At 35.2% G+C, this 21,396-nt stretch carries 17 protein-coding genes; 11 read left to right on the forward strand and 6 right to left on the reverse strand.

Annotation, left to right across the window (positions count from 1 at the left end):
- The first annotated feature begins 23 nt into the window (after positions 1–23).
- From ROY99_10300 to ROY99_10315, 4 genes are read left to right on the forward strand one after another with little or no spacing between them, the layout of a single operon-like run.
- Complete coding sequence (locus ROY99_10300; protein ID MDT3696769.1) at positions 24–2,699, forward strand: heavy metal translocating P-type ATPase; 2,676 nt, start codon at positions 24–26, stop codon at positions 2,697–2,699.
- Between the two features lie 11 nt (positions 2,700–2,710).
- A complete protein-coding gene (locus ROY99_10305; protein ID MDT3696770.1) occupies positions 2,711–3,088 on the forward strand; it encodes a cupredoxin domain-containing protein in 378 nt (125 codons plus the stop codon).
- A 41-nt stretch (positions 3,089–3,129) separates the two neighbouring features.
- The gene (locus ROY99_10310; protein ID MDT3696771.1) at positions 3,130–3,543 is read left to right on the forward strand and encodes a YHS domain-containing protein; all 414 of its coding nucleotides are present in this window, start codon (positions 3,130–3,132) and stop codon (positions 3,541–3,543) included.
- Between the two features lie 16 nt (positions 3,544–3,559).
- The gene (locus ROY99_10315) at positions 3,560–4,252 is read left to right on the forward strand and encodes a hypothetical protein (protein ID MDT3696772.1); all 693 of its coding nucleotides are present in this window, start codon (positions 3,560–3,562) and stop codon (positions 4,250–4,252) included.
- A gap of 167 nt (positions 4,253–4,419) precedes the next feature.
- On the opposite strand, the gene ROY99_10320 is transcribed toward ROY99_10315, so the two are convergent.
- The 6 genes from ROY99_10320 to ROY99_10345 form a co-directional block, all read right to left on the reverse strand.
- Positions 4,420–4,692 (reverse strand): hypothetical protein, encoded by a 273-nt coding sequence (locus ROY99_10320; protein MDT3696773.1) that lies wholly within the window; start codon positions 4,690–4,692, stop codon positions 4,420–4,422.
- Positions 4,693–4,769: 77 nt separating this feature from the next.
- The gene (locus tag ROY99_10325) at positions 4,770–4,943 is read right to left on the reverse strand and encodes a hypothetical protein (protein MDT3696774.1); all 174 of its coding nucleotides are present in this window, start codon (positions 4,941–4,943) and stop codon (positions 4,770–4,772) included.
- 10 nt (positions 4,944–4,953) lie between these two features.
- On the reverse strand, positions 4,954–5,349 hold the full coding sequence (locus tag ROY99_10330) for a hypothetical protein (GenBank protein ID MDT3696775.1): 396 nt from the start codon (positions 5,347–5,349) through the stop codon (positions 4,954–4,956).
- Entirely contained in the window at positions 5,342–5,908 is a 567-nt protein-coding gene (locus ROY99_10335; GenBank protein MDT3696776.1) for a host-nuclease inhibitor Gam family protein, read from the reverse strand. Before ROY99_10335 ends, ROY99_10330 begins: the two co-directional genes overlap by 8 nt.
- On the reverse strand, positions 5,893–6,030 hold the full coding sequence (locus tag ROY99_10340; protein MDT3696777.1) for a hypothetical protein: 138 nt from the start codon (positions 6,028–6,030) through the stop codon (positions 5,893–5,895). The genes ROY99_10335 and ROY99_10340 overlap by 16 nt, the downstream gene beginning before the upstream one ends.
- A 52-nt stretch (positions 6,031–6,082) precedes the next feature.
- Positions 6,083–6,643, reverse strand: a complete 561-nt coding sequence (locus ROY99_10345) for a LuxR C-terminal-related transcriptional regulator (GenBank protein ID MDT3696778.1) — start codon at positions 6,641–6,643, stop codon at positions 6,083–6,085.
- Between the two features lie 293 nt (positions 6,644–6,936).
- On the opposite strand from ROY99_10345, the gene ROY99_10350 reads away from it, so the two are divergent.
- From ROY99_10350 to ROY99_10380, 7 genes are read left to right on the forward strand one after another with little or no spacing between them, the layout of a single operon-like run.
- Positions 6,937–7,434 (forward strand): hypothetical protein, encoded by a 498-nt coding sequence (locus tag ROY99_10350; protein MDT3696779.1) that lies wholly within the window; start codon positions 6,937–6,939, stop codon positions 7,432–7,434.
- A gap of 27 nt (positions 7,435–7,461) precedes the next feature.
- A complete protein-coding gene (locus ROY99_10355) occupies positions 7,462–12,582 on the forward strand; it encodes a DEAD/DEAH box helicase (protein ID MDT3696780.1) in 5,121 nt (1,706 codons plus the stop codon).
- A 1-nt stretch (position 12,583) separates the two neighbouring features.
- Complete coding sequence (locus ROY99_10360; protein MDT3696781.1) at positions 12,584–15,382, forward strand: helicase-related protein; 2,799 nt, start codon at positions 12,584–12,586, stop codon at positions 15,380–15,382.
- 1 nt (position 15,383) lies between these two features.
- The gene (locus tag ROY99_10365) at positions 15,384–16,394 is read left to right on the forward strand and encodes a hypothetical protein (protein ID MDT3696782.1); all 1,011 of its coding nucleotides are present in this window, start codon (positions 15,384–15,386) and stop codon (positions 16,392–16,394) included.
- 2 nt (positions 16,395–16,396) lie between these two features.
- Positions 16,397–20,251, forward strand: coding sequence for a DNA methyltransferase (locus tag ROY99_10370; protein MDT3696783.1), 3,855 nt, complete (start codon positions 16,397–16,399; stop codon positions 20,249–20,251).
- A 30-nt stretch (positions 20,252–20,281) separates the two neighbouring features.
- Positions 20,282–20,872, forward strand: a complete 591-nt coding sequence (locus ROY99_10375) for a TIR domain-containing protein (GenBank protein ID MDT3696784.1) — start codon at positions 20,282–20,284, stop codon at positions 20,870–20,872.
- Positions 20,873–20,931: 59 nt separating this feature from the next.
- The gene (locus ROY99_10380; protein ID MDT3696785.1) at positions 20,932–21,378 is read left to right on the forward strand and encodes a DUF4231 domain-containing protein; all 447 of its coding nucleotides are present in this window, start codon (positions 20,932–20,934) and stop codon (positions 21,376–21,378) included.
- Positions 21,379–21,396 lie beyond the last annotated feature (18 nt).

Genomic DNA, 21,396 nt, shown 5'->3' on the forward strand with positions numbered 1-21,396 from the left:
ATTAATGAAAGGAAGTTGATAAAATGGTACACGATCCTGTATGCGGAATGGAGGTGAAGACACCCTCGGAATATTATATTGATCTGGACGGTAAACGATATGAATTCTGTTCTGAAAACTGTCAGAATAAATTTGCCCTCGATCCGAACAGTTACATTGAAAAGATGAATAAAGTTGAGCCGTCATATAGAACAACTAGTGATGGAATAGAGAAACTTACTTTACCAATAAATGGTTTGCACTGCACTTCGTGTGTAAATACAATTGAAAAAGAAGTAAAGAAGTTGCCTGGTATTAGAGTAGCTCGTGTTAATTATGCAACAGAGATGGCACACGTTGAATATATGAACGGTGAGACAAATACTGAAGAGATAATCGGGGCAATTAAAAAAGCCGGCTATCAGACAGGACAATCAACTCTGAAAATAGGAATAAGAGGAATGTATTGCGGATCGTGTGTCTCAAAAATTGAAAAAGAGCTGAAACAGAAAAGCGGTGTTATTTCTGCAAGTGTTGATATAGCAACTGAATCTGCAATTATAAATTACATTCCCGGTCTGGTATGTATTAATGAAATAAAAAATGTAATAGAAAAACTTGGTTATAAAACTTTTGATACCGCAAGTGTTAAAATGGAAAAAGCAGAAGAAAAGGAAAAGACTACCGCCGAACCCGTTGATGAAAACCAGCTTGCACGTGAAAAAGAATATAAAACTTTGATGAGTAAATTTATTTTTGCTGCTATTCTTTCCTTACCTGCAATTCTTTTCAGCTATCCAGATTTATGGGGATTACCGGAACAATTTCAAAAAGGAACTGAGCTGCTTACTTACATTTGGATAGGGCTTGGCTTATTAAGCTTGCCGGTTATGTTTTGGTCGGGTTCGCAATTTTATACAGGGGCGTGGGCTGCTTTCAAAAACAGATCGGCAAATATGCACACATTAATTGCAACCGGAATTTCTGCCGCTTGGCTCTATTCTGCAGTCGCTGTTTTATTTCCCGGAATATTTCCTTCTGAAGAATTAGCCGATGTCTTTTTTGATGTTGTGTTTGTAGTTGTTGCTCTAGTTGTTCTTGGGATGGCATTGGAAATAAGAGCAAAAGGAAAAAGTTCAGAAGCTATTAAAAAGTTAATCGGGCTTCAGGCAAAAACTGCAAGAGTTCTGCGTGATGGAAAAGAACTAGATATTCCTATTGAAGAAGTTGTTCTTGATGATATAATAATTGTAAGACCTGGCGAAAAAATACCGGTTGACGGAGAGATTACAGCTGGTTCTTCAACAGTTGATGAGTCAATGATTACGGGAGAATCAATACCGGTTGAGAAACATATTGGCGATGAAGTAATTGGTGCATCTATAAACAAAACCGGTTCATTCAAATTTAAGGCAACAAAAGTTGGAAAGGATACTGCTCTTGCTCAGATTATTCAGATGGTTGAACAAGCCCAAAGTTCAAAGGCCCCAATCCAGAGAGTGGTGGATAATGTTTCCGGGTATTTTGTTCCAACAGTAATGATTCTTGCGATTCTTTCATTTGTTATCTGGTATGTATTTGGTCCTGTTCCGCAATTAATTTATGCTTTAATCGTTTTTGTTACAGTTCTTGTAATTGCCTGCCCGTGTGCACTTGGACTAGCAACACCAATTTCATTAATGGTTGGAGTTGGTAAAGGAGCAGAGAACGGAATTCTAATCAGAAGTGGTGAGGCATTAGAAACTGCACAAAAATTAGATTCAATAGTTTTAGATAAAACAGGAACTATAACAGAAGGAAAACCATCGCTTACTGATGTAATTACTTCTAATGGTTTTAAAGAAGATGAAGTGTTAGCACTTAGTGCAAGTGTTGAAAGATTTTCGGAACATCCTTTGGCAGAGGCAATTGTGAAAGGAGCGGATGATAAAAATCTAACGCTCAATGATCCGAAGGAATTTAATGCAGTTCCCGGCCACGGAGTTGAAGCAAATGTTAATGGAAGGAAAATATTTCTTGGCAACTTAAAGATGATGAAAAAATTTTCTGTAGATCTTGGTGAACTGGAAGAAAAAAGTATAAAACTTGCTGATGATGGTAAAACACCAATGTTTATTGCAATAGATGATAAAGCTGCTGGAATTATTGCTGTTGCAGATACCATTAAACCGGATTCAAAAGAAGCGATTGCATTACTTAAAAAAATGGGATTGGAAGTAGTAATGATAACCGGCGATAATACAAGGACTGCAAATGCAATCGGCAGGCAGGTTGGTATTGATAGAGTTCTCGCGGAAGTTTTGCCGGAAGATAAAGCGTTCAATGTTCAGAAACTGCAAAATGAAGGAAAGATAGTTGCTATGGTTGGTGACGGAATAAATGATGCACCAGCATTAGCTCAGGCAGATATTGGTTTGGCTATCGGAACCGGAACTGACGTTGCAATCGAAGCATCTGATATTACTTTAATTAAAGGAAGTCTTAAAGGTGTTGTGCTTGCAATTCAGCTTTCAAAAGCTACGATGAAAAATATAAAAGAAAATCTTTTCGGTGCATTCTTTTACAACGGACTGGGAATACCTATCGCAGCCGGGTTGCTTTATCCGTTTTTGGGATTGTTACTCTCACCACTTATTGCAGGTGCTGCTATGGCATTTAGTTCTGTAACTGTTGTAACAAATGCAAATCGTTTAAGAAGATTTAAACCAAAATTGAAGTAAGGAGAATAAAAATGGCGCTTGATCAAATATTAGTAATAATTGGTGGACTTGGATTATCAATCTGGGTTGCCTGGTATTTCTGGTTCTCAGAAAAGAAAGCTGTAAAAGTCCAATCTGTAGAAGGCGGAATTCAGGAAGCAGTGATAAAAGTGAAAGGTGGATACACACCTGATGTTCTAATTTTTGAAACAGGCAAACCAATTAAATTAAATTTCATAAGAGAAGAAACTGCTGCCTGCACAGAAGAAGTCGTTTTTTCGGATTTCAATAAAAGAGCAACACTTACACCATACAAAACTATTCCGGTTGAATTGAAAATTGATAAACCAGGTGAATATGGTTTTCAGTGTGGAATGGGGATGGTAAAGGGCAAATTGATTGTGCAATGAAATTCTTTTGCAGTCCTTCTCTATAAAAAGGAGATGATAAAATGAATCAAAAAAATTTTATACGTGATGTTGTTTGCGGGATGTACCTAATAACTACTGAAGGATGTAAGGTAAGTGAAGTAAATGGTGAGAAATACTATTTCTGTTGTGAGACTTGTAAAGAGGAGTTCGATAAAAATATGGATAAGTATATTGATAGCATTCCTGAAAACAAAAAGGGTGAGAAAAATCCTAATAAAGTTGATTGGGAAAGAGACCCTGTGTGTGGCGAAAGAATTAATATAGACGATGCAAAAGGTATGAGTATTTATAAAAACGAGAAATATTATTTCTGTTGTGTAACCTGCAAAAAAGTTTTTGATAATAATCCTGCTGCATATGCAGATAAAGAAGAAGGATACTTTGATCCGAATAATCCAAATGATTTTTTAGATGGAAGGTTCAGAATACTCTAAAAAGTGAGAAGTTAAAATGGATACTACCGGAATTAATAGCTTTGAAGATATTGTTAAACTTGTAAGAAGATCAAATTTTTTTTGTGAGAAGGATGCCATTACCCTAAAAAATACCTTATTGACAGAAATAAAAATAAATAGCATTGATTTGCCATTCAGATTAAAGTGTTTTGCTCATAAACAAGGTATTGTATCTTTGGAAAAATTATTAAATACTAAATTAAGTAAAATCATACGCTGCAGAAATATTGGAATAAGAACAATTGTAGAATCACGAAAAATAATTATAGATCATTTAGACAATATGAGAGACTTTTTTAGAAATTTAGAATTTGAAGGTAACATTGTGGTTACATATTTTCCCTTCATTAAGGGATTTTTTAGAACCACAAGATTAAACTTCAATTTTGTCTATAAAGATTTATCTTGTATCGAAATACCAAAGAAAATCAATGAGTACATCAATGAAAAGAAAAAACTCAAGATCATTTATGATCTATTAAACATTAATTATGACGAACTTAAGAAAGAAAAGAATATCGGTCACAAAACATTAGGAAAATTACAGAGTAATTTAGTTAGCTTATTAAGTTTAGAAAGGGTCATTTTCCTTGGTAAACCTAAAAAGTATGAATTAATTACAATCCCTAAAGTAAATTCACCGCTTCCCTTAAATTCTGTTTCAGCAAGTGTGATTAAATTTGTGTAGTAATCAAATTTTCATGCCCTAACAATTCTTTGACCACATATAAGGAAACTCCTCTTTGAACCAACAACGAAGCAAAAGAATGACGCAAAGAAAATGAATTTTATCATTCAATCCAATTGCACGAATAACTTTCTGAAATTTTTGAGCTATAAGGAGGCTTACCCTCCTTATTCCAGATCAAGATTGGTGTACAGCTTGATATCATTAAAATTTCCAAAGTTATTTTTTATTCTGAACTTTCTAACTTCATCTGGCAGTCCAAGTTCAATAGCTATTCTTCTACCTGATTCAAGAGTTATCTCTGCATAATAGGTTTCAACTTGCAGGTTAATTTCATTCAGCAGAATGATAACATATTCATTATCTTCAGTCCAGCTTATTTCATTTGATGAACTGCAGCTGATGAAGAGTAAAAACACTAATGCAAATAAATATTTCATTGCAACTCCTTTGTAAATAAATAAAAATGCCAGACAAGTTGCCTGGCATTAAAGTTTGAACAGTCTGAACAAGTCCTTCAGTTTAGTGAGAACTCTCTTTTTTTTAGCTCTGTTTCATAGAACTCGATTATTGGTTCTTCACCTTTCTTTCGTATATCTAGATTGATGATTATTATTTTGATATTCTTTGTTTCAGTTTTAATCTCTGTAATTCTGCCGTTTTCAATGAACACATAGATTTCTTCTGGCATATTTTACTCCCTAATTGTATCCGTTGGGAGTGATTTTACTTCTTGCAATAAACAGAGTTATTGCTATCCTGTTCACATCAACCATACCATTAAGCTGCTCTTGAATCTTCAGTGCATCCTGATAGGACGACAACATCGCATCGAAGTAATTGTCTTTCTGTACCTGATGGTTGTTATTGGTTGGTATCTGCTGTTTAATCTTAACGTCATACTTCGTTACGATCTTTGTTCCTTTCTGCTCGGCAAGTTTGGTTATCTCAAATCTGTCACCCTTCTTCAAGGTCTTGATCTGTTCGTTTACTTCTTCAGGTGCAAAGAACAGGACTTCCTCACCGCTCTGTTCTTTCAGTGTGTACATCCAGTAAGGACCATATCTGCTTTGTCCTGAAATCGGTTCATCAAACAACAGCTCTAAGGTCTGGCTCTTGTTCAGTTCGAGCTCCAGTTTCTTTCTTTCTGCCATTACTTTCTTCTCCGTTTAGTTTATAGCTAAATTCTTCTTTGCCTTCGATCAGTTTTATTCCAGCAGGAACAGGTTTTGTTTTAATGTAAGCTTTGATCTTATTCAGATCAGGCTTAACCTGCTCAGGAACAACTGTTAACATCTCGGGTTTTGCTTTCTTTAGGAACAGCTCAAGATCCTCGATCTCAACTTTATCAGGTTTCTTATGCATCTTAAGTGTTCCGTTCGGAAGAGCGATTGTCTTTTCTCCTCTTTCCCTGATAAATGCCTCAAGCTTAAGCTCAAGCCATTTAATGCGTTCCTGAAGCTGTGTGTTCTTATGAAGAACGAAGTTGTTGATCATAGAACATTCCTTCTCAGCTTCGTGGAAGTTGTACTCAATCTGTGAACTGAGCTTCTTTACAGCAAGAAGCAGCAGATCAAAGTATGCCTCTGTCTGCTGTTCTTCTTTCTGTTCTGCCTGCTGAATAAGTTCATCGAGAAAATTTATTTCCAAAGCCATTTTCCTTTCCATCGTTTAAGAATTACAACCGTCACCAGTTCAAAAACTATTCTACCTGCCAGCTTTGCGTATCCTATTACTTTTTTTCTATCCACTCGCATTTTATTTGCTACCTTTCTCATCGTTTCTTTCTAAAAAATTTTTAACTTAAAAATCCTCAACCGCAAAAAGCGATTAAGGATAAGCGAATTCTTCCAGACGAAAATATTCCAGGAACATTTGTTTTAATTTGCTGATGATGGTTCTTACGGCTTGATATGTGGTGTGAAGGATTTCAGCAATGTCTTTTGCTTTGTATCCTTGAATCAGGTGGGTTAGTATGGTATGCTCCCGTGTGGTTAATGTTGCTTGCCAGTTCTTAAAGTCCACGTTGAATGACATCTGTTCTTCAACTGCTTCTTTTCTCCAAGGCTTATTTGTCATCCATTCATCAAACTCAACAATTTCAGTTTCAACATCAGGTCTTCTTCTATAGAAAGAAAGTGGATCAATAGTAGATGTACCTCCGTAACCTTTTTTGCAGAAGCTTCTCTGGTCAACTTCCTTTGCTCTCTGAGTAATAAAGCACTTGTAATCCTGTTTCTTAATTTCCTTCTCGGATGCTTTATCACGGATGAACTTTTCATAGCTCTGGCAAACTAGTTCTTGAATTTTATCTTTTCGTCTTGGATCATATCGCATCACCGCCCAATATGCTTGATCAGCTACTATCGGGTATAGCTCTTCCCAGGACAATAAGAACTCCTACTGTAATTATTTGGTAAGTCATTACAGGATTCTTATACCGAAAATTTATTGAAATTTTTTAATTTGATTTAAGAAATTCCGGCCTTCAGGTTTTTAGGCCTGCTTTGAAAATTCTCAAATAAAATACTTCACTTAGATTAGACTAATTGTTATTTTAAACAGTAATGATTGGAAAGTTGCTGACACTATGAGCAAGTCCTGCAAAGAATCCTTCCTAAGCGCCGAGTTGGTGGGTAAGGCAAATAATTTTAACAAACTTATTTTTATCTGGAAAGGTTCATATGCTTTTCGATAATCTTACCGAAATAAAATCAGCTGGTTTCTTTGGCTTCGAAGAAATCCAATCCCTTATGAATAATAACTGTACAAATGTCCCAGAGAGAAAAGGAATTTATTTCGTATTAACAGATGAGCTAAACCCTGAATTTCTTTCGCAGAGCGTTGGCGGACATTTCAAAGGTAAAAATCCTACTGTATCAGTCCCAGATCTCCAAAGTAAGTGGGTAGAAAAAACTTTGGTGGTCTACATTGGACAAGCTGGTGGAGGCGCTTCTGACGCAACTCTCAAAAAACGATTGAGACAATTTATGAAATTTGGACAAGGACAGCCGGTAGGCCATTGGGGAGGGCGTTTAATCTGGCAACTAAAGAACAATCGAAAATTAAAAATCTGTTGGAAGACATTGATCACCGAGGATCCAAGAGAAGTAGAGAAAAATCTAATTCAACAATTTGAAAATCATTATTACAAAAAACCATTTGCAAATATTGCTGGTTAAAGATCTACTGCCGAAGTAAGGATTAAAATGAACGTTTTCAAAATTCACTCAGATATAATCAACGAATACTCAGAATACATTTCTAGTTTCATCGATATTGCTGATGAGAGAATTAAGGGTGAGGTGGAACAGTATTTTAATTCCCATAAATTATGGCCGCAACCCCTTATTCATTTTAACCCATCATATGCATTGGGTGATTCTGTTAGCGAGCTTTGTAATAAAAAAATAATAAATCAGCAGCTTGAAAATATTTTTAGTGGTTATAGTTTATACAGACATCAGGCAGATGCAATAAAATTAGGAGTTCGGGACAAATCCTTCATAGTTACTTCAGGTACAGGCTCGGGTAAATCGCTCACTTACATAGCCACAATTTTTAATTATTTATTTAACGACCCTTCACAGGATGGTATCAAAGCATTGATAGTTTATCCTATGAATGCACTGATTAATTCTCAGACTGAAGAGTTTAATAAGTATAAAGAGATTTACGAGGCAAAAACCAAACAACAATTTCCAATAACTTATAAACAATACACCGGCCAGGAAAGTAAAGACGAAAAAGAAAAAATTGTTAAAGATCCTCCAGATATAATTCTGACCAATTATATGATGTTGGAATTAATAATGACCAGATTTGGCGAGAGACAATTAAGGGAATCCCTGATTGATAAAGTGAAATTTGTGGTGTTTGATGAATTGCACACTTACAGAGGTCGGCAGGGAGCTGATGTTTCTTTGTTGATTAGAAGAATTAAATCATTGACAAGAAATAATCTTGTTTTTATGGGTACTTCTGCAACTATGGTTTCAGGGGAATCGTATGATGAACAAAAATCAAAGGTTGCTGAAGTAGCAAGTAAGATATTTGGTGAACCATTTACGACCGAACAAATCATTAATGAAACTTTAATATCCGGATTCCCGCAAAAGAATTTACCTACGAAAACGGAACTGGCTGAAGTTGTTTCAGGTAAAGATGAATTCAAGCCGATCAGTGAGGATTTATTTAATAATCCACTTACTTTATGGATTGAGAAAAATTGTGCAATAGACGACACCAAAGAGGAAGTTCTTAGAAGAAAACCACTTACTCAGCAGGATATTGCATCCAAATTGTCAGAGTTTACTAATGTTGAAGTTAATCTTTGTGAGAAAAGGATTGTCGAGCTTTTAAAAGCGGTTAATGTATATAATTCAAATAAATCTAAAGATGATCCTGCAATACTTCCATTTAAGATTCATCAGTTCATTTCGCAGACTGGAAGTGTGTATGTTACTTTAGATAATCCGGATGAGCGTGATATATCACTTGATTATACTCCCTATAAACTGGATGATCAAAGAAAACAAAAACCATTTTTCAATCTTGTTTTTAGCAGAATTTCCGGCTATGAATTTGTTTGTGCCAGGAAGGATTATTCATCAAGTAAGTTAATACCAAGAGAATTCACAGATCGGGATATCGATGATCTTGATGACGATCTAGATATTGGATATTTGATATTTGATGAATCCAATGAACTCTGGCAGCCGGAAGATATTGCAAAGCTCCCGGATACCTGGTTAAATATAAGACGCAATGGTGATATTTCTATTAAGAAGAATTACAAAAACAGCATCCCTCAGAAAATATATTTCGATGAATATGGTAGTTTTTCAGAAACCGATTCATCACTACCTCTGTCCGGTTGGTATATTTCATTTCCATTATTATTTGATCCTACCTGTGGTGTTTTCTATGATAAGAAAACTAATGAATCTACTAAGCTTTCAAAATTAGGTGTTGAAGGTCGAAGTACTTCAACCTCGGTACTCTCAATATCTATGATTAAAGCTTTGCATAATGATGGAGTTGGTTATACAGAACAAAAACTTTTAAGTTTTACTGATAACAGGCAGGATGCAGCACTCCAGGCTGGGCATTTTAACGATTATTATAAAATAGGAAGAATCAGATCGGCCATTTATCAAGCACTTGTAAACGAACCCGAAAATAAGCTTGACTATTCTAATATCGCTAGAAAAGTTTTTGCTGAATTAAACTTACCCCAATCAGAATTTGCAACACAACCTTCATCAGGTGATTATCCGGCTCAAACCAGGGAGAATGAAGAAGCATTCATAAATATGCTTACCTATCGGATACTTTATGATCTTAAAAGAGGTTGGCGAGTCACACTTCCTAATCTTGAGCAATGTGGATTATTAACTATTGATTATAAATACCTTGATGAAACAATTGAAAGAGGGAGGTTCAAAGACGAAATTAGATTAACACAGAATCTGAGTTTTGATGATAGACTGGAATTTATAATACAGGTTTTAGATTACTTCAGGAAGAATTATGTTTTGAAACATAACATACTTGAAAAAAATGAGATCAGCAGATTAAAAAATGTCATAAGAGAAAAAGTAAAATCCTCCTGGGGATTGAATAAAAGAGAAGATATTCCTTTACCAGCATATGCCAGATTAGAAGCAATAAATTCTTATGCTGATATTTTTACTATTAGTCTTGGATTGCAGAGTTATTTTGGTAAGTATATCAGACTCACTGCCAAGCAGAATAATTTGTTGGTAGATTCAAAAAACTATGCTGATTTAGTTTATGAGTTATTGGATGAACTAGCGAAAGCAGGATATCTATCAAAAGTTGAGATCAACTCAGCAGGTAAGAAGATCCCACTGTATCAGTTAAATGTAAGTCAAATTCTTTGGAGTAAAGGTGATGGCGAAAATGTAAGGGCTGATAAAGTAAGACTGTTCTCTTATAAACAATACAGACCAAACGTTAATCAGTTTTTTAAGAAATTTTATGAGATGCCATTTAATGAATTTAAGAATATGGTATCCTATGAACATACTGCTCAGATAAAAAATGAGGACAGGATTGTTAGAGAAAACGGTTTCAGAAAAGGCGATATAAGCTTACTATGCTGTTCGCCAACGATGGAGTTGGGTATCGATATAGCAACCCTGAATATAGTTCATATGAGAAACGTTCCTCCAAATCCCGCAAACTACGCGCAAAGAGGAGGTAGAGCAGGCAGAAGCGGGCAAGCTGCATTGATATTCACGTTTTGTTCTAATTTCTCGCCGCACGATCAACATTATTTTGCCAATCCAACAGATATGGTATCCGGAGTTGTACAAGCACCGAGACTTGATTTGCTGAATGAAGAACTTCTTAAAACACATCTTCATAGTTTATATATGGCAGAGGTAGGATTAGATGCAATTGATAAATCAATGGAACTGATAGTTGATATAGATGATCTGGCTAAATTACCTGTAAGGAACTCAATCAGGGATCACATTACTATTAATGAAGAAAGAAGAGAAATAGTATTTAATAATTTCAAAAATGCTATAAAAGATTTTGAACCAGTTCTACTTGCTCAACATACCTGGTATAATGATGACTGGATTAGAAGAGAAGTCAGAAACACACCTGAGAAATTTGATCGTGCATTGGATAGATGGCGTGAATTATATAAATCAGCAAGCAGACAGATAATTAAAGCTCAGGAAATTATTACGAATCCAAACTTCACGAATGATTCTAAAGAAAAAAGAGCTGCTTATGCTGAGCAGAAACAAGCCAACAAGCAAATAGATCTCCTATTAAATAGAAAAGCTGATGGTGGGAAGAGTTTCTCAGAGTTCTATCCCTACAGATATCTTGCATCAGAAGGATTCTTCCCGGGTTATAACTTTACACGGTTACCAGTCAGAGCTTATGTTGCGGAAAGTGATGAAGATGGTGAGTATATCTCAAGATCAAGATTTTTAGCTCTGAGAGAGTTTGGACCAACAAACATAATTTATCATAACAGTTCAAAGTATAGAATTAACCAATTGATATTGAATGAAGCAGAATCTAAAATTCAAAAAATCAAGGTAAGCAAAGGATCTGGCTATGCTTTAACCGGTGAGGACTACTCACGTGAGAGTTGCCCGTTTACTGATAAACCACTTAAAACATCTGACGATGTAACGATATACACTGATCTGCTACCAATGAGTGATATGAGAACCTATGAAATTGATAGAATCTCCTGCGAAGAAGAGGAAAGATTATCAATGGGTTTTGATATATCTACTTACTTCACGGTTAAAGGTGGATTGCAAAGAGTAAAAACTGCAATCATAAAGGATGGAGACGATTCATTACTTAAACTTAGATTTGTTCCTGCTGCAACTTTAATCAAGCTGAATGAAAAATGGAAAACCCGAACTGATCCGGGATTTCTGATAAATCTTAAAACCGGATTCTGGAAGAAAGAAAAAGATCTAACTGAGAATCAAACCGAAATCAAAAGAGTTCGATTATTTACAGAGGATACAGCGGATGCATTATACATCCATCCACTAAAAGCTTTAGCATTTGATGATACCAGAACAGATGATGGAATAATTACTTTGATGTATGCCATTAAAAGAGGAATTGAAATTGTATTCCAGGTTGAATCAAGTGAAATCGGCGTTGAAGTTATGGGAGATCCTGCCTGGCCCAATATTCTAATTTATGAAGCTTCGGAAGGCAGCCTGGGAATATTATCTCAGCTTACTGAAGATATTCAAAAATTTAAAGATGTAATAAAAGAAGCTTATAATATTTGTCATTTCAAAGACGGTGAAGATGACGATCCGGAACACAAGCCTGCCACATATAATGATCTACTAAGCTACTACAATCAAAGATATCATCAGGACATTGATAGATTCTTAATAAAAGATCAGCTTGAGAAATTAATGAACTGTTCTCTTGAGATTTTGGGAAGATCAACTTTTGGTTCTTATGATGAGCATTACAATTATCTCGTTAAAAGTATTGACCCAAATTCTTCAACTGAATTAAAATTCATTAAATATCTTTATGATAATGGTTACAGGTTACCTGATGAAGCACAGTACACAGTTTCTGAACTTTATGTTCTCCCTGATTTTTATTACAGGGAAACAAACACCTGTGTATTTTGTGACGGTACACCTCACGATGATCACGTAGTGAAAGAACAGGACAGACAAAAAAGAGAAGCATTGACCAATAAAGGTTATGATGTGTTTGTATATTATTATAAAGATAGATTAGATGAAATTATTAGTAAACGACCTGATATATTCAAAAAAGTAAGGTAGTATGAAATATCAACCCGGGACATTAGTTAAGCTACGAAACAGAGATTGGGTAGTAATGCCTTCGGGCGATGAAAATGTTCTCCTAATCAAACCATTAGGAGGCACTGAAGACGAAGCAACAGGAATCTATTTACCTTTTGGATTTACAGAAGAAAAACCGGAAGTATCTAACTTTCCAGAGCCCACGACACAGGATCTGGGAAGTTTTTCTATTTCATCTTTACTTTATAATGCTGCACGACTGTCTTTCAGAAATGTTTCCGGTCCTTTCAGATCTTTTGGGAGGCTTTCATTCAGGTTAAGAGCCTACCAGATAGTCCCTCTAGTAATGGCACTCAGACAGAATGTTATCAGGCTATTGATTGCTGATGATGTGGGTGTTGGTAAAACAATTGAAGCACTCACTATTGTTAGAGAACTGATAGACAGAGGAGAGTTAAAAAGGTTTGCCGTTGTTTGCTTGCCACACCTATGCGATCAATGGCAGCAGGAATTAAAAGATAAATTTTCCATTGACGCGGTAATCGTCAGATCAAGCACTGCAGCACAGCTTGATAGAAAGCTTAAAGATGAAAGTATCTTTAAAGCTTATCCTTACCAGGTGATTTCAATTGATTTTATAAAATCTGAAAGAAAGAAACCTGTATTTTTATCTGATTGCCCTGAACTTGTAATAGTTGATGAAGTTCACTCTTGTGCTAAACCGGAAGGTGCAACTATTAAACAACAGCAACGTTATCATCTTATTCATAGTCTTGCACAAAATCCAGAACAGAATCTGATAATGTTAACAGCTACTCCGCACAGTGGTAAATCATCAGAATTCCAATCACTTCTTGGTTTGTTAAAACCAGAATTTGAGTTTTATGATATAACCGGAAAAGACAAAGATAAAAGAAGCGAGGTGTCTAAGCACTTGGTTATAAGACGAAGAGCTGATGTTGAGCAATGGCACGAGACAACAATATTTCCGCAAAGAGATCCAAAAGAAATTTCATACGAATTATCCCCTGATTACAAAAACATTTTCTCTGAATTACTCAGATTTGTAAGAAACATTGACACAAAAAATGCTTCTTCGAATGCTAAGAAAAAATTCAGATACTTTGCTATTCTTGCTTTGCTTCGCGGGGTTATGTCTAGTCCGCAAGCTGGAATTGAAATGTTATCGAAAAAAGCTAAACAACTGAATGAAGAAGAAATTCAGACAGAGGAAGTAATTGAAAACCCGGTTGCTGATTCTGATGAAAGCGATTCTGATTCAACTCCAACAAACATTCTTGATAAAGCGGATTTAACAACTTCAGAATATAAAACACTTACCGACATAGCTGTCAAACTTGAGAATGTAAAAGATAACAAAGCAGAAGTGGCACTTACACAGGTAAGCAAATGGATTAAAGAAGGATTTAATCCGATAGTGTTTTGTCGTTTCATTTCCACGGCAAAATATTTAGGCGATTACTTTAAGGAGAAACTACCAAAGAATACTGATATGCTTGTCATAACCGGTGAGATGGTAGATGAATTAAGAAAAGAAAAAATCCAGGAGATAGGTAAATCAAAAAATAAAAGAGTGCTTATAACAACTGACTGCTTAAGCGAAGGAATAAATCTCCAGGAATTTTTTACTGCAGTTCTTCATTATGACTTGCCCTGGAATCCAAATCGTTTAGAGCAGCGGGAAGGAAGAGTTGACAGGTTTGGTCAATCAGCAGAAGTAGTAAAAGCATATATGCTTTATGGAAAAGACAATCCGATAGATTCTGTTGTGTTGAAAGTTCTTTTGAGAAAAGCCAGGGAGATAAGAAAACAAACCGGGATCTCCGTCCCATTTCCTGAAGACAGCCAGGGAATCCTTGATGCTTTAATTAATGCAGTTATACTGAATCCAAATGCGGTATTTGATGAGTATCAGCTTAAGCTTGATTTAGATGCACCTGATATTGAAGATAAATCTTTGCAGGTTACAAATGCTTATGAAAAAGCAGCGGAAAGAGATAAGCTCACTCACAGTATTTTTGCTCAGCACTCAATTAAAGTAAACGAAATTGAAGAAGACTTAAAACAATCGGATGAAGCAATAGGTGATACAAATACAGTAAGGGAATTTTTCATCCGTTCATTAAATGAACTTGGTGCACAAATCCAGACCGTTAAAAAAGGATATCTGCTATATACTACAAACTTATCCCCCTTATTCAGATCATTCTTTGATTACCAGGATGAAGTTAAAATATCTTTTGAATCACCAACACCTGAAGGATTTATTTACATAGGTAGAAATCATCCCTTCGTTGAATACTTATGCCAGTATCTTCTTAACGATGCACTTTCTGTTGAAAAAGAAAAAATTATTTCCAGAGCTTCGGTGATCAGTACAAATAAAGTAAAAACTAAAACTACAATCTTACAATTACGAGTAAGAATGCTGATCTCAGATAAAGTAAGAAAGAACGAACTAATTGCTGAAGAAATGATGCTTTGGGGTTATAGGAATAGTCCTTCTGAAAATGATTTCTTAAGTCACGATGAAGCAAAAGAGTTATTAATCAATTCCACTGCTGATGTTGAATTACCAAAACCACGACAGGAATCACAACTCGACAGTGAAATGGAAATTGTTAAAAGATTGAATACCAATTTTAATCAGATTGTTCGTGAGCGTTCCCAAAAACTTATTGAAGCACACGAACGATTCAGAAAATTAGTTACAGGCAGAAAGTATGATGTGGTTGAACCTGTTCTACCTCCCGATATACTAGGAGTATATATCTTATTACCAATAGTCAAAAATTAGTATGAATGATTTTGGATTTACAGCGGAAGATCAAGTAAAGACTGTGTATAAAGGATTAAGCCACGTTGTTATTTTGGGTGCTGGTGCAAGCATAGCTTCTGTTTGTGATAATCCAGAAAAGAATGGAAAACTTCTTCCCTCTATGGATAATTTAATTGATATTATTGGTTTAGAGGGTATGCTTAGTAGTAATATCAAAAAATATAATTCAAGAAACTTCGAATTATTATTTTCATCATTATATGAAGAAAATAAAGATTCTTCATTAATAAAAGATTTGGAAACAGAAGTATATAATTATTTTGATAGTTTAAGCCTGCCTGATACTCCAACTATCTACGATTATCTAATTTTATCTTTAAGAAGTAAAGATATTATAGCGACATTCAACTGGGATCCATTTTTATGGCAAGCATTTGTAAGAAATATGGATTTTACCGATAATTTGCCAAAACTTGCTTTCCTTCACGGAAATGTTGCGGTCGGCGTATGTGAGGAGGACAAAAGTTTTGGCCCTAAATATAAACTAAGTAATAAAAGTAAAAAACCTTTCCTGCCGACTAAACTTTTATATCCAATCACAAAAAAGGATTATGCAACCAATCCTTACATTGCTGATCAATGGAATCTTTTATCGCAAGGGCTCAAAAAACCAGCTCGTGTAACAGTCTTTGGGTATTCAGCTCCGAAATCGGATGTTGAAGCAATAAAAATTATGAAGAAAGCTTATGGCAATCCAGAAAATCAAAGATTTACACAGTTTGAGATCATAGACATAAAAGATAGATATGAATTAGCAGATACTTGGAATGAATTTATTTTCAGTCATCACTATGAGGTGTATAATGATTTTTTTGACTCCACAATAATGAGATTTCCAAGAAGAACTGGTGAAGTATTTTGGGAAAACTATATGCAAGCTAAATGGTGGGCACCAAACAACCCTCCAAGAGTAAATAAATTATCAGAGTTATGGGATTGGTATTCAAAATTTTTACCAGCTGAAAATTAGCAATGAAAACAACCGCAATAAAAGTTGAAGGACAAATAATTTCACCGGAGATTTTTGATAATCTCGATTCGGGAGAAATTAAAGGTCAATCACCTAAAGATTACGGATTTGATGCTAAGGTAAAAGTTAAAGAAGAAATTCAAAGAGCCTGGGCAAATGCAAAAGATCAGTGGAAAATTTTTAAGCGTTACATTGAACCGTTAACTGAAGAAGAATCCGGAACTTCCGAAACAAGAAGATACTGGATAATTCCACTGCTTAGTTTTCTTGGTTATAATGTTACTGTTTCAAGAGCAGAAATTGTTAACGAAAACTCCTACGCAATAAGCCATCGTGATATGAATATTGATGGCTTCCCGATCCACATAGTAAGTTTCAATGATAGTCTTGATAGAAAAAGAGAATCTTCCGGTCCACGTTTATCTCCTCACGCACTGGTGCAGGAATATCTGAATCTCACAGAACATATTTATGGATTTGTAACAAATGGTTATAAACTCCGACTGCTGCGCGACTCAGGTAAATTAGTCCGGCTTACATTTGTTGAGTTTGATCTTCAGAAGATGATGGAAGAAGATCTTTATGCTGAGTTTTCAATTCTCTACAGACTTCTTCACATTACCCGAATGCCGCAAAAGATGAGTGAAGGTGATATATCTTTAATAGAGCAGTATCATCAGGATTCACTTGAAGCAGGTGCAAGGATACGAGAAAAACTCAGCGGTGCTGTTGAAGATTCAATTAAAGTACTTGGCAATGGATTCCTCAGCAATCCCAAGAACCAGGAATTGATTGAACTGATAAAATCCGGACAAATGTCTGCAAATGCTTTTTATCAGCGTCTGCTCAGACTTGTTTACCGCATACTTTTCCTTATGGTGCTTGAAGAAAGAGATATTGTCTATCCGAATGATGACGGTAATGGTAATACGAAATATTACAAAGATCTTTACTACGAATATTACAGTCTGCAGAGGTTAAGAAGACTATCTGAAAAAATTTTCTTCTTTGATGAAAAACTTTTTGATCTGTGGATTTCACTAAGAAATACGTTCAAAATATTCGGAAGTGAAAATCTTGCTGCAAAAATTAAACTTTATCCGCTGGATGGTGATTTATTTGATTATGGTTCTCTGGGTGTGTTGAGTGATTCCGATATTGATAACAGGACTTTATTACAATGCATTAAAAACTTAAGTCAGTTTGATGATAAAGACACCAAAAGCATAATAAGAGTTAATTACTCTGCTCTAAATGTTGAAGAATTTGGCTCCGTGTATGAAGGACTTTTAGAAAAAGCTCCTTCAATAAATTTTGACGGACAGCATTATTCATTTTCATTTGTTGAAGGAACTGAACGCTCATCTTCCGGTTCCCATTACACACCTGAAGAATTAGTCCAGCCATTAATTAAACATTCTCTTGATTACGTCATCGAAGATAAAATAAAAGCTGTCATTGCGAGCGGAGCGAAGCAATCTGCTGAAGAAATTAAAAAGGAAAAAGAAAATGCCCTCCTCTCCATCAAAGTCTGTGATGTTGCGTGCGGAAGCGGACATATCCTTTTATCAGCAGCAAGAAGAATTGCACAGGAATTAGCAAAAGTAAGAACCGGCGAAGACCAGCCCTCTCCCGAACCGTACAGACAGGCAATACGTGATGTTATTAACCATTGCATTTACGGAGTTGATAAAAATCCTCTCGCTGTAGAGCTCTGTAAAGTTGCTTTATGGCTTGAAGCACATAATCCCGGAATGCCTCTTAACTTTTTAGACCATAAAATTAAATGCGGAGATTCTATTGTGGGACTTGCACGCATTGAAGAGTTGCAGAACGGAATTGCTACCGAAGCATTTAAAACTCTGCCCGGTTATGATAAGGATATTGCAGCATCTTTCAGAAAGCAGAACAAAACAGAAAGAGAAAACAGGACACAGTTAAAGCTTACCGATACTGAAGAAATTATTAACAACCTTAATACAATCTCTGTAAAGTTTAAGCACTTTAATTTACTCCCCGATACAACCGTTGATGAAGTTAAAAAGAAACAGCAGGAATACAACCTGCTTAAAGGCAGCGACTGGATGAAATTAAAAGAGCTTGCAGATATACAGTCTGCACAGTTCTTTATTGATAAGACAAATGCTAACAAAGAGTTTTTAACCACTGATGCAGAATACTTTAGAATTTTTGCAGGACAGAAAAAGGAAGTAAATACACGCAAAATCTCGCAAGCAATGGCAGTTGCTGTAGAGAAAAGATTCTTCCATTGGTTTTTGGAGTTCCCGGAAGTGATGCAGGAAGGTGGATTTGATTGTATTCTTGGGAATCCACCATTTAGAGGAGGGCTTTTTATAACAAATGATTATGGTGCTGATTACACTAATTATATAAAGACTTCAATTTCAAATGCTGGGGCTACTACAGATTTAGTAGCTTACTTTTTTAGACGAACATTCTTCCTAATAAATGAAAAACGGTTTATATCTTTAATCGGAACAAACTCAATTTCGGAGGGTGATACAAGAGAAACTGGACTCGAAAAAATTAATGAAACTAATGGATCCATTGTAATGGCAGTTTCTTCAATAAAATGGCCTGGTGTTGCAAATCTTCACGTATCATTGTGTTCTATATTTAAAGGTAAATGGAAGGGACCAAAATATCTTAACTTCAAAGAAGTTCTCAACATTGATTCCTGGCTCTCATTAGAAAATAAGAGTGTAAAACCAAATACTTTAACGCAGCCAATTTTAGCCTCTCTAGGAACAACTGTATACGGTAAAGGATTTTTCTTAGAGAACAATGAAGCAATGATCCTTATTAATTCAAATAATAATTATTCGGAGCTAATCAAACCTTTTCTAAATGGTGATGATGTATTAACAAATCCTAAAGTTGAACCATCAAGAAAGGTATTCTATTTTCAAAAATTATCAGAGGAACAACTACAAAACTATCCTGAGATTTATCAAATAGCGAAAGAGCGAATATTCCCAGAAAGACAAGAAAGTGGAAGTAAAAGAAGAAGAGAAAAATGGTGGTTATATACTTCGCCTGCAGAACAAATTTATGAATCGATTAATGACCTAAAATATGTTTTAGTCACTTGTTTTACATCTAAATATATTCTTTTTGTAAAAACAGCTATTGATATGATATTTTCAAATGCAACAATTGTCATCTCTACTGATAAAAACAAATATTTTTGCATTCTACAAAGTTTTACACACGAAATATGGGTAAAAGAATTTAGTTCAACTCTTGAAACAAGACAACGTTATGCGGTTTCAGATTGCTTTGATACTTTTCCATTTCCCCAAAACCACACAAAAGAGACCGAAGAAGAGCTTGAAAAAATAGGAGAAGAATACCACGAGTTCCGCCGCCAGCTTATGCTGGATATGCAGCTTGGCCTAACAAAAACTTATAACCTATTTCATAATCCTCAATGTTCAATGCTCAATGTTCAGTTAGCAAAAGAGATAAGGGAGATTAAGAGTGCCAACCTGCAAATACCAATAGAAGAAGCAATAGAAAGAATAGAAAAACTTAGAGCACTCCACAAACAAATGGATGAGGCAGTCCTAAAAGCCTACGGCTGGACAGACATCAACCTCGCTCACAACTTTTACGAAGTAGACTACTTACCAGAAAACGACAGAGTCCGTTACACCATTTCCCCAGAAGCACGTAAAGAAATATTGAAGAGATTATTAGAACTCAACCACAAAATCCACGAAGAGGAAGTCGCAAAAGGGTTGTGGGAGAAGAAAACCTCAAAGAAGAAAACAAAAGCAACTGAAGTAAGAGAACAACAAGAGAAATATGGACAGGGAGGGTTGTTTGGAGAGTGAAATAACTAATTTTAATCAAAGGGTATAACCATGGGACATAAATGCTACATATCATTTAAGGCTGAAGACGAAGACTATAAAAAACACATTCAAGAAAACTTGAATATTGATATGATAGACAAATCCTTAGATGAACCGATAGAATCACAGGATGAAGACTACATTATGCAGAAAATCCGCGATGATTATCTTTCAGATTCGACAGTGACTATTCATTTAATCGGTTTATATGGCGCTGAATCAAGAGGATGGTGGGAACAAAGGTTTATTAAAAGAGAATTGCAGGCATCATTGTATGATGGAAAAAATAATTCCAGAAGTGGAATATTGGGAGTAGTATTGCCAGAAATGAAAGATGTGATATTCAAAGGATCCATACAATGCGTCACTTGCAGTAACTCTCACAATTTAGTTATAGTAAATAATTCAACTGTAATTAGAGAATTTAGTTACAATTATTTTATACCTCATAGTAAATGTTCTTGGTCAGAAGAAGACAGATATTGTGTGTTAGTTGATTGGGATGATTTTTGTAAAAATCCAGAGCAGTATATAGATCAGGCTTATAATAAAAGAGGTGAACCAATTGCTAAAAAGGTTAAGGTAAGACCGGATCTTTAATAATGTCATACTAATATTTTAATGAAAAGTTTTATTAATCAATATTGAGGAGTACTGATATGACGACTGAAGGATATCTAAAGGAAAGAGTGGATGATCAAATAAAATGGTACGATCAAAAAAGTAAAAACAATCAGTATTGGTTTAAAGGATTACGCACTGCTGAAATAATTATTGCTGCCATGATACCTTTTATAAGTGGTATTACTGCAAGTTATGAAGGGTTTGAGAAAACAGGTTTAATACTTCTTGGTTTAGCAGGAGTTATTATCGCCATAATAGCTGGGGTTTTAAGTCTAGGTCAATTTCAAGAACACTGGATTGAATACAGAACTGTATGCGAAAGCTTGAAGAAAGAAAAGTTTTTATTTAAAACAGGAGCCGAACCTTACGGGCACGATGATTCATTTAATCTATTAGTTCAGAGAGTTGAAACACTAGTCTCGCAAGAAAATACTAATTGGGCTCAGTATATGATGAAGCGAGAAAAGAAGGAGAAAAATTAAGTTTTTCATTTAATAAAA

The organism is Ignavibacterium sp., assembly GCA_032027145.1.
Lineage (GTDB): Bacteria > Bacteroidota > Ignavibacteria > Ignavibacteriales > Ignavibacteriaceae > IGN3.

Excerpts from the sequence above, each read along its gene's own strand:
- ROY99_10320 (MDT3696773.1), bottom strand. The coding sequence starts at position 4,692 with ATGAAATATTTATTTGCATTAGTGTTTTTACTCTTCATCAGCTGCAGT.
- ROY99_10380 (MDT3696785.1), top strand. The coding sequence starts at position 20,932 with ATGACGACTGAAGGATATCTAAAGGAAAGAGTGGATGATCAAATAAAA.
- ROY99_10325 (MDT3696774.1), bottom strand. The coding sequence starts at position 4,943 with ATGCCAGAAGAAATCTATGTGTTCATTGAAAACGGCAGAATTACAGAG.
- ROY99_10315 (MDT3696772.1), top strand. The coding sequence starts at position 3,560 with ATGGATACTACCGGAATTAATAGCTTTGAAGATATTGTTAAACTTGTA.
- ROY99_10360 (MDT3696781.1), top strand. The coding sequence starts at position 12,584 with ATGAAATATCAACCCGGGACATTAGTTAAGCTACGAAACAGAGATTGG.
- ROY99_10335 (MDT3696776.1), bottom strand. The coding sequence starts at position 5,908 with ATGGCTTTGGAAATAAATTTTCTCGATGAACTTATTCAGCAGGCAGAA.
- ROY99_10370 (MDT3696783.1), top strand. The coding sequence starts at position 16,397 with ATGAAAACAACCGCAATAAAAGTTGAAGGACAAATAATTTCACCGGAG.
- ROY99_10305 (MDT3696770.1), top strand. The coding sequence starts at position 2,711 with ATGGCGCTTGATCAAATATTAGTAATAATTGGTGGACTTGGATTATCA.
- ROY99_10300 (MDT3696769.1), top strand. The coding sequence starts at position 24 with ATGGTACACGATCCTGTATGCGGAATGGAGGTGAAGACACCCTCGGAA.
- ROY99_10350 (MDT3696779.1), top strand. The coding sequence starts at position 6,937 with ATGCTTTTCGATAATCTTACCGAAATAAAATCAGCTGGTTTCTTTGGC.
- ROY99_10365 (MDT3696782.1), top strand. The coding sequence starts at position 15,384 with ATGAATGATTTTGGATTTACAGCGGAAGATCAAGTAAAGACTGTGTAT.
- ROY99_10340 (MDT3696777.1), bottom strand. The coding sequence starts at position 6,030 with ATGAGAAAGGTAGCAAATAAAATGCGAGTGGATAGAAAAAAAGTAATA.
- ROY99_10310 (MDT3696771.1), top strand. The coding sequence starts at position 3,130 with ATGAATCAAAAAAATTTTATACGTGATGTTGTTTGCGGGATGTACCTA.
- ROY99_10375 (MDT3696784.1), top strand. The coding sequence starts at position 20,282 with ATGGGACATAAATGCTACATATCATTTAAGGCTGAAGACGAAGACTAT.
- ROY99_10355 (MDT3696780.1), top strand. The coding sequence starts at position 7,462 with ATGAACGTTTTCAAAATTCACTCAGATATAATCAACGAATACTCAGAA.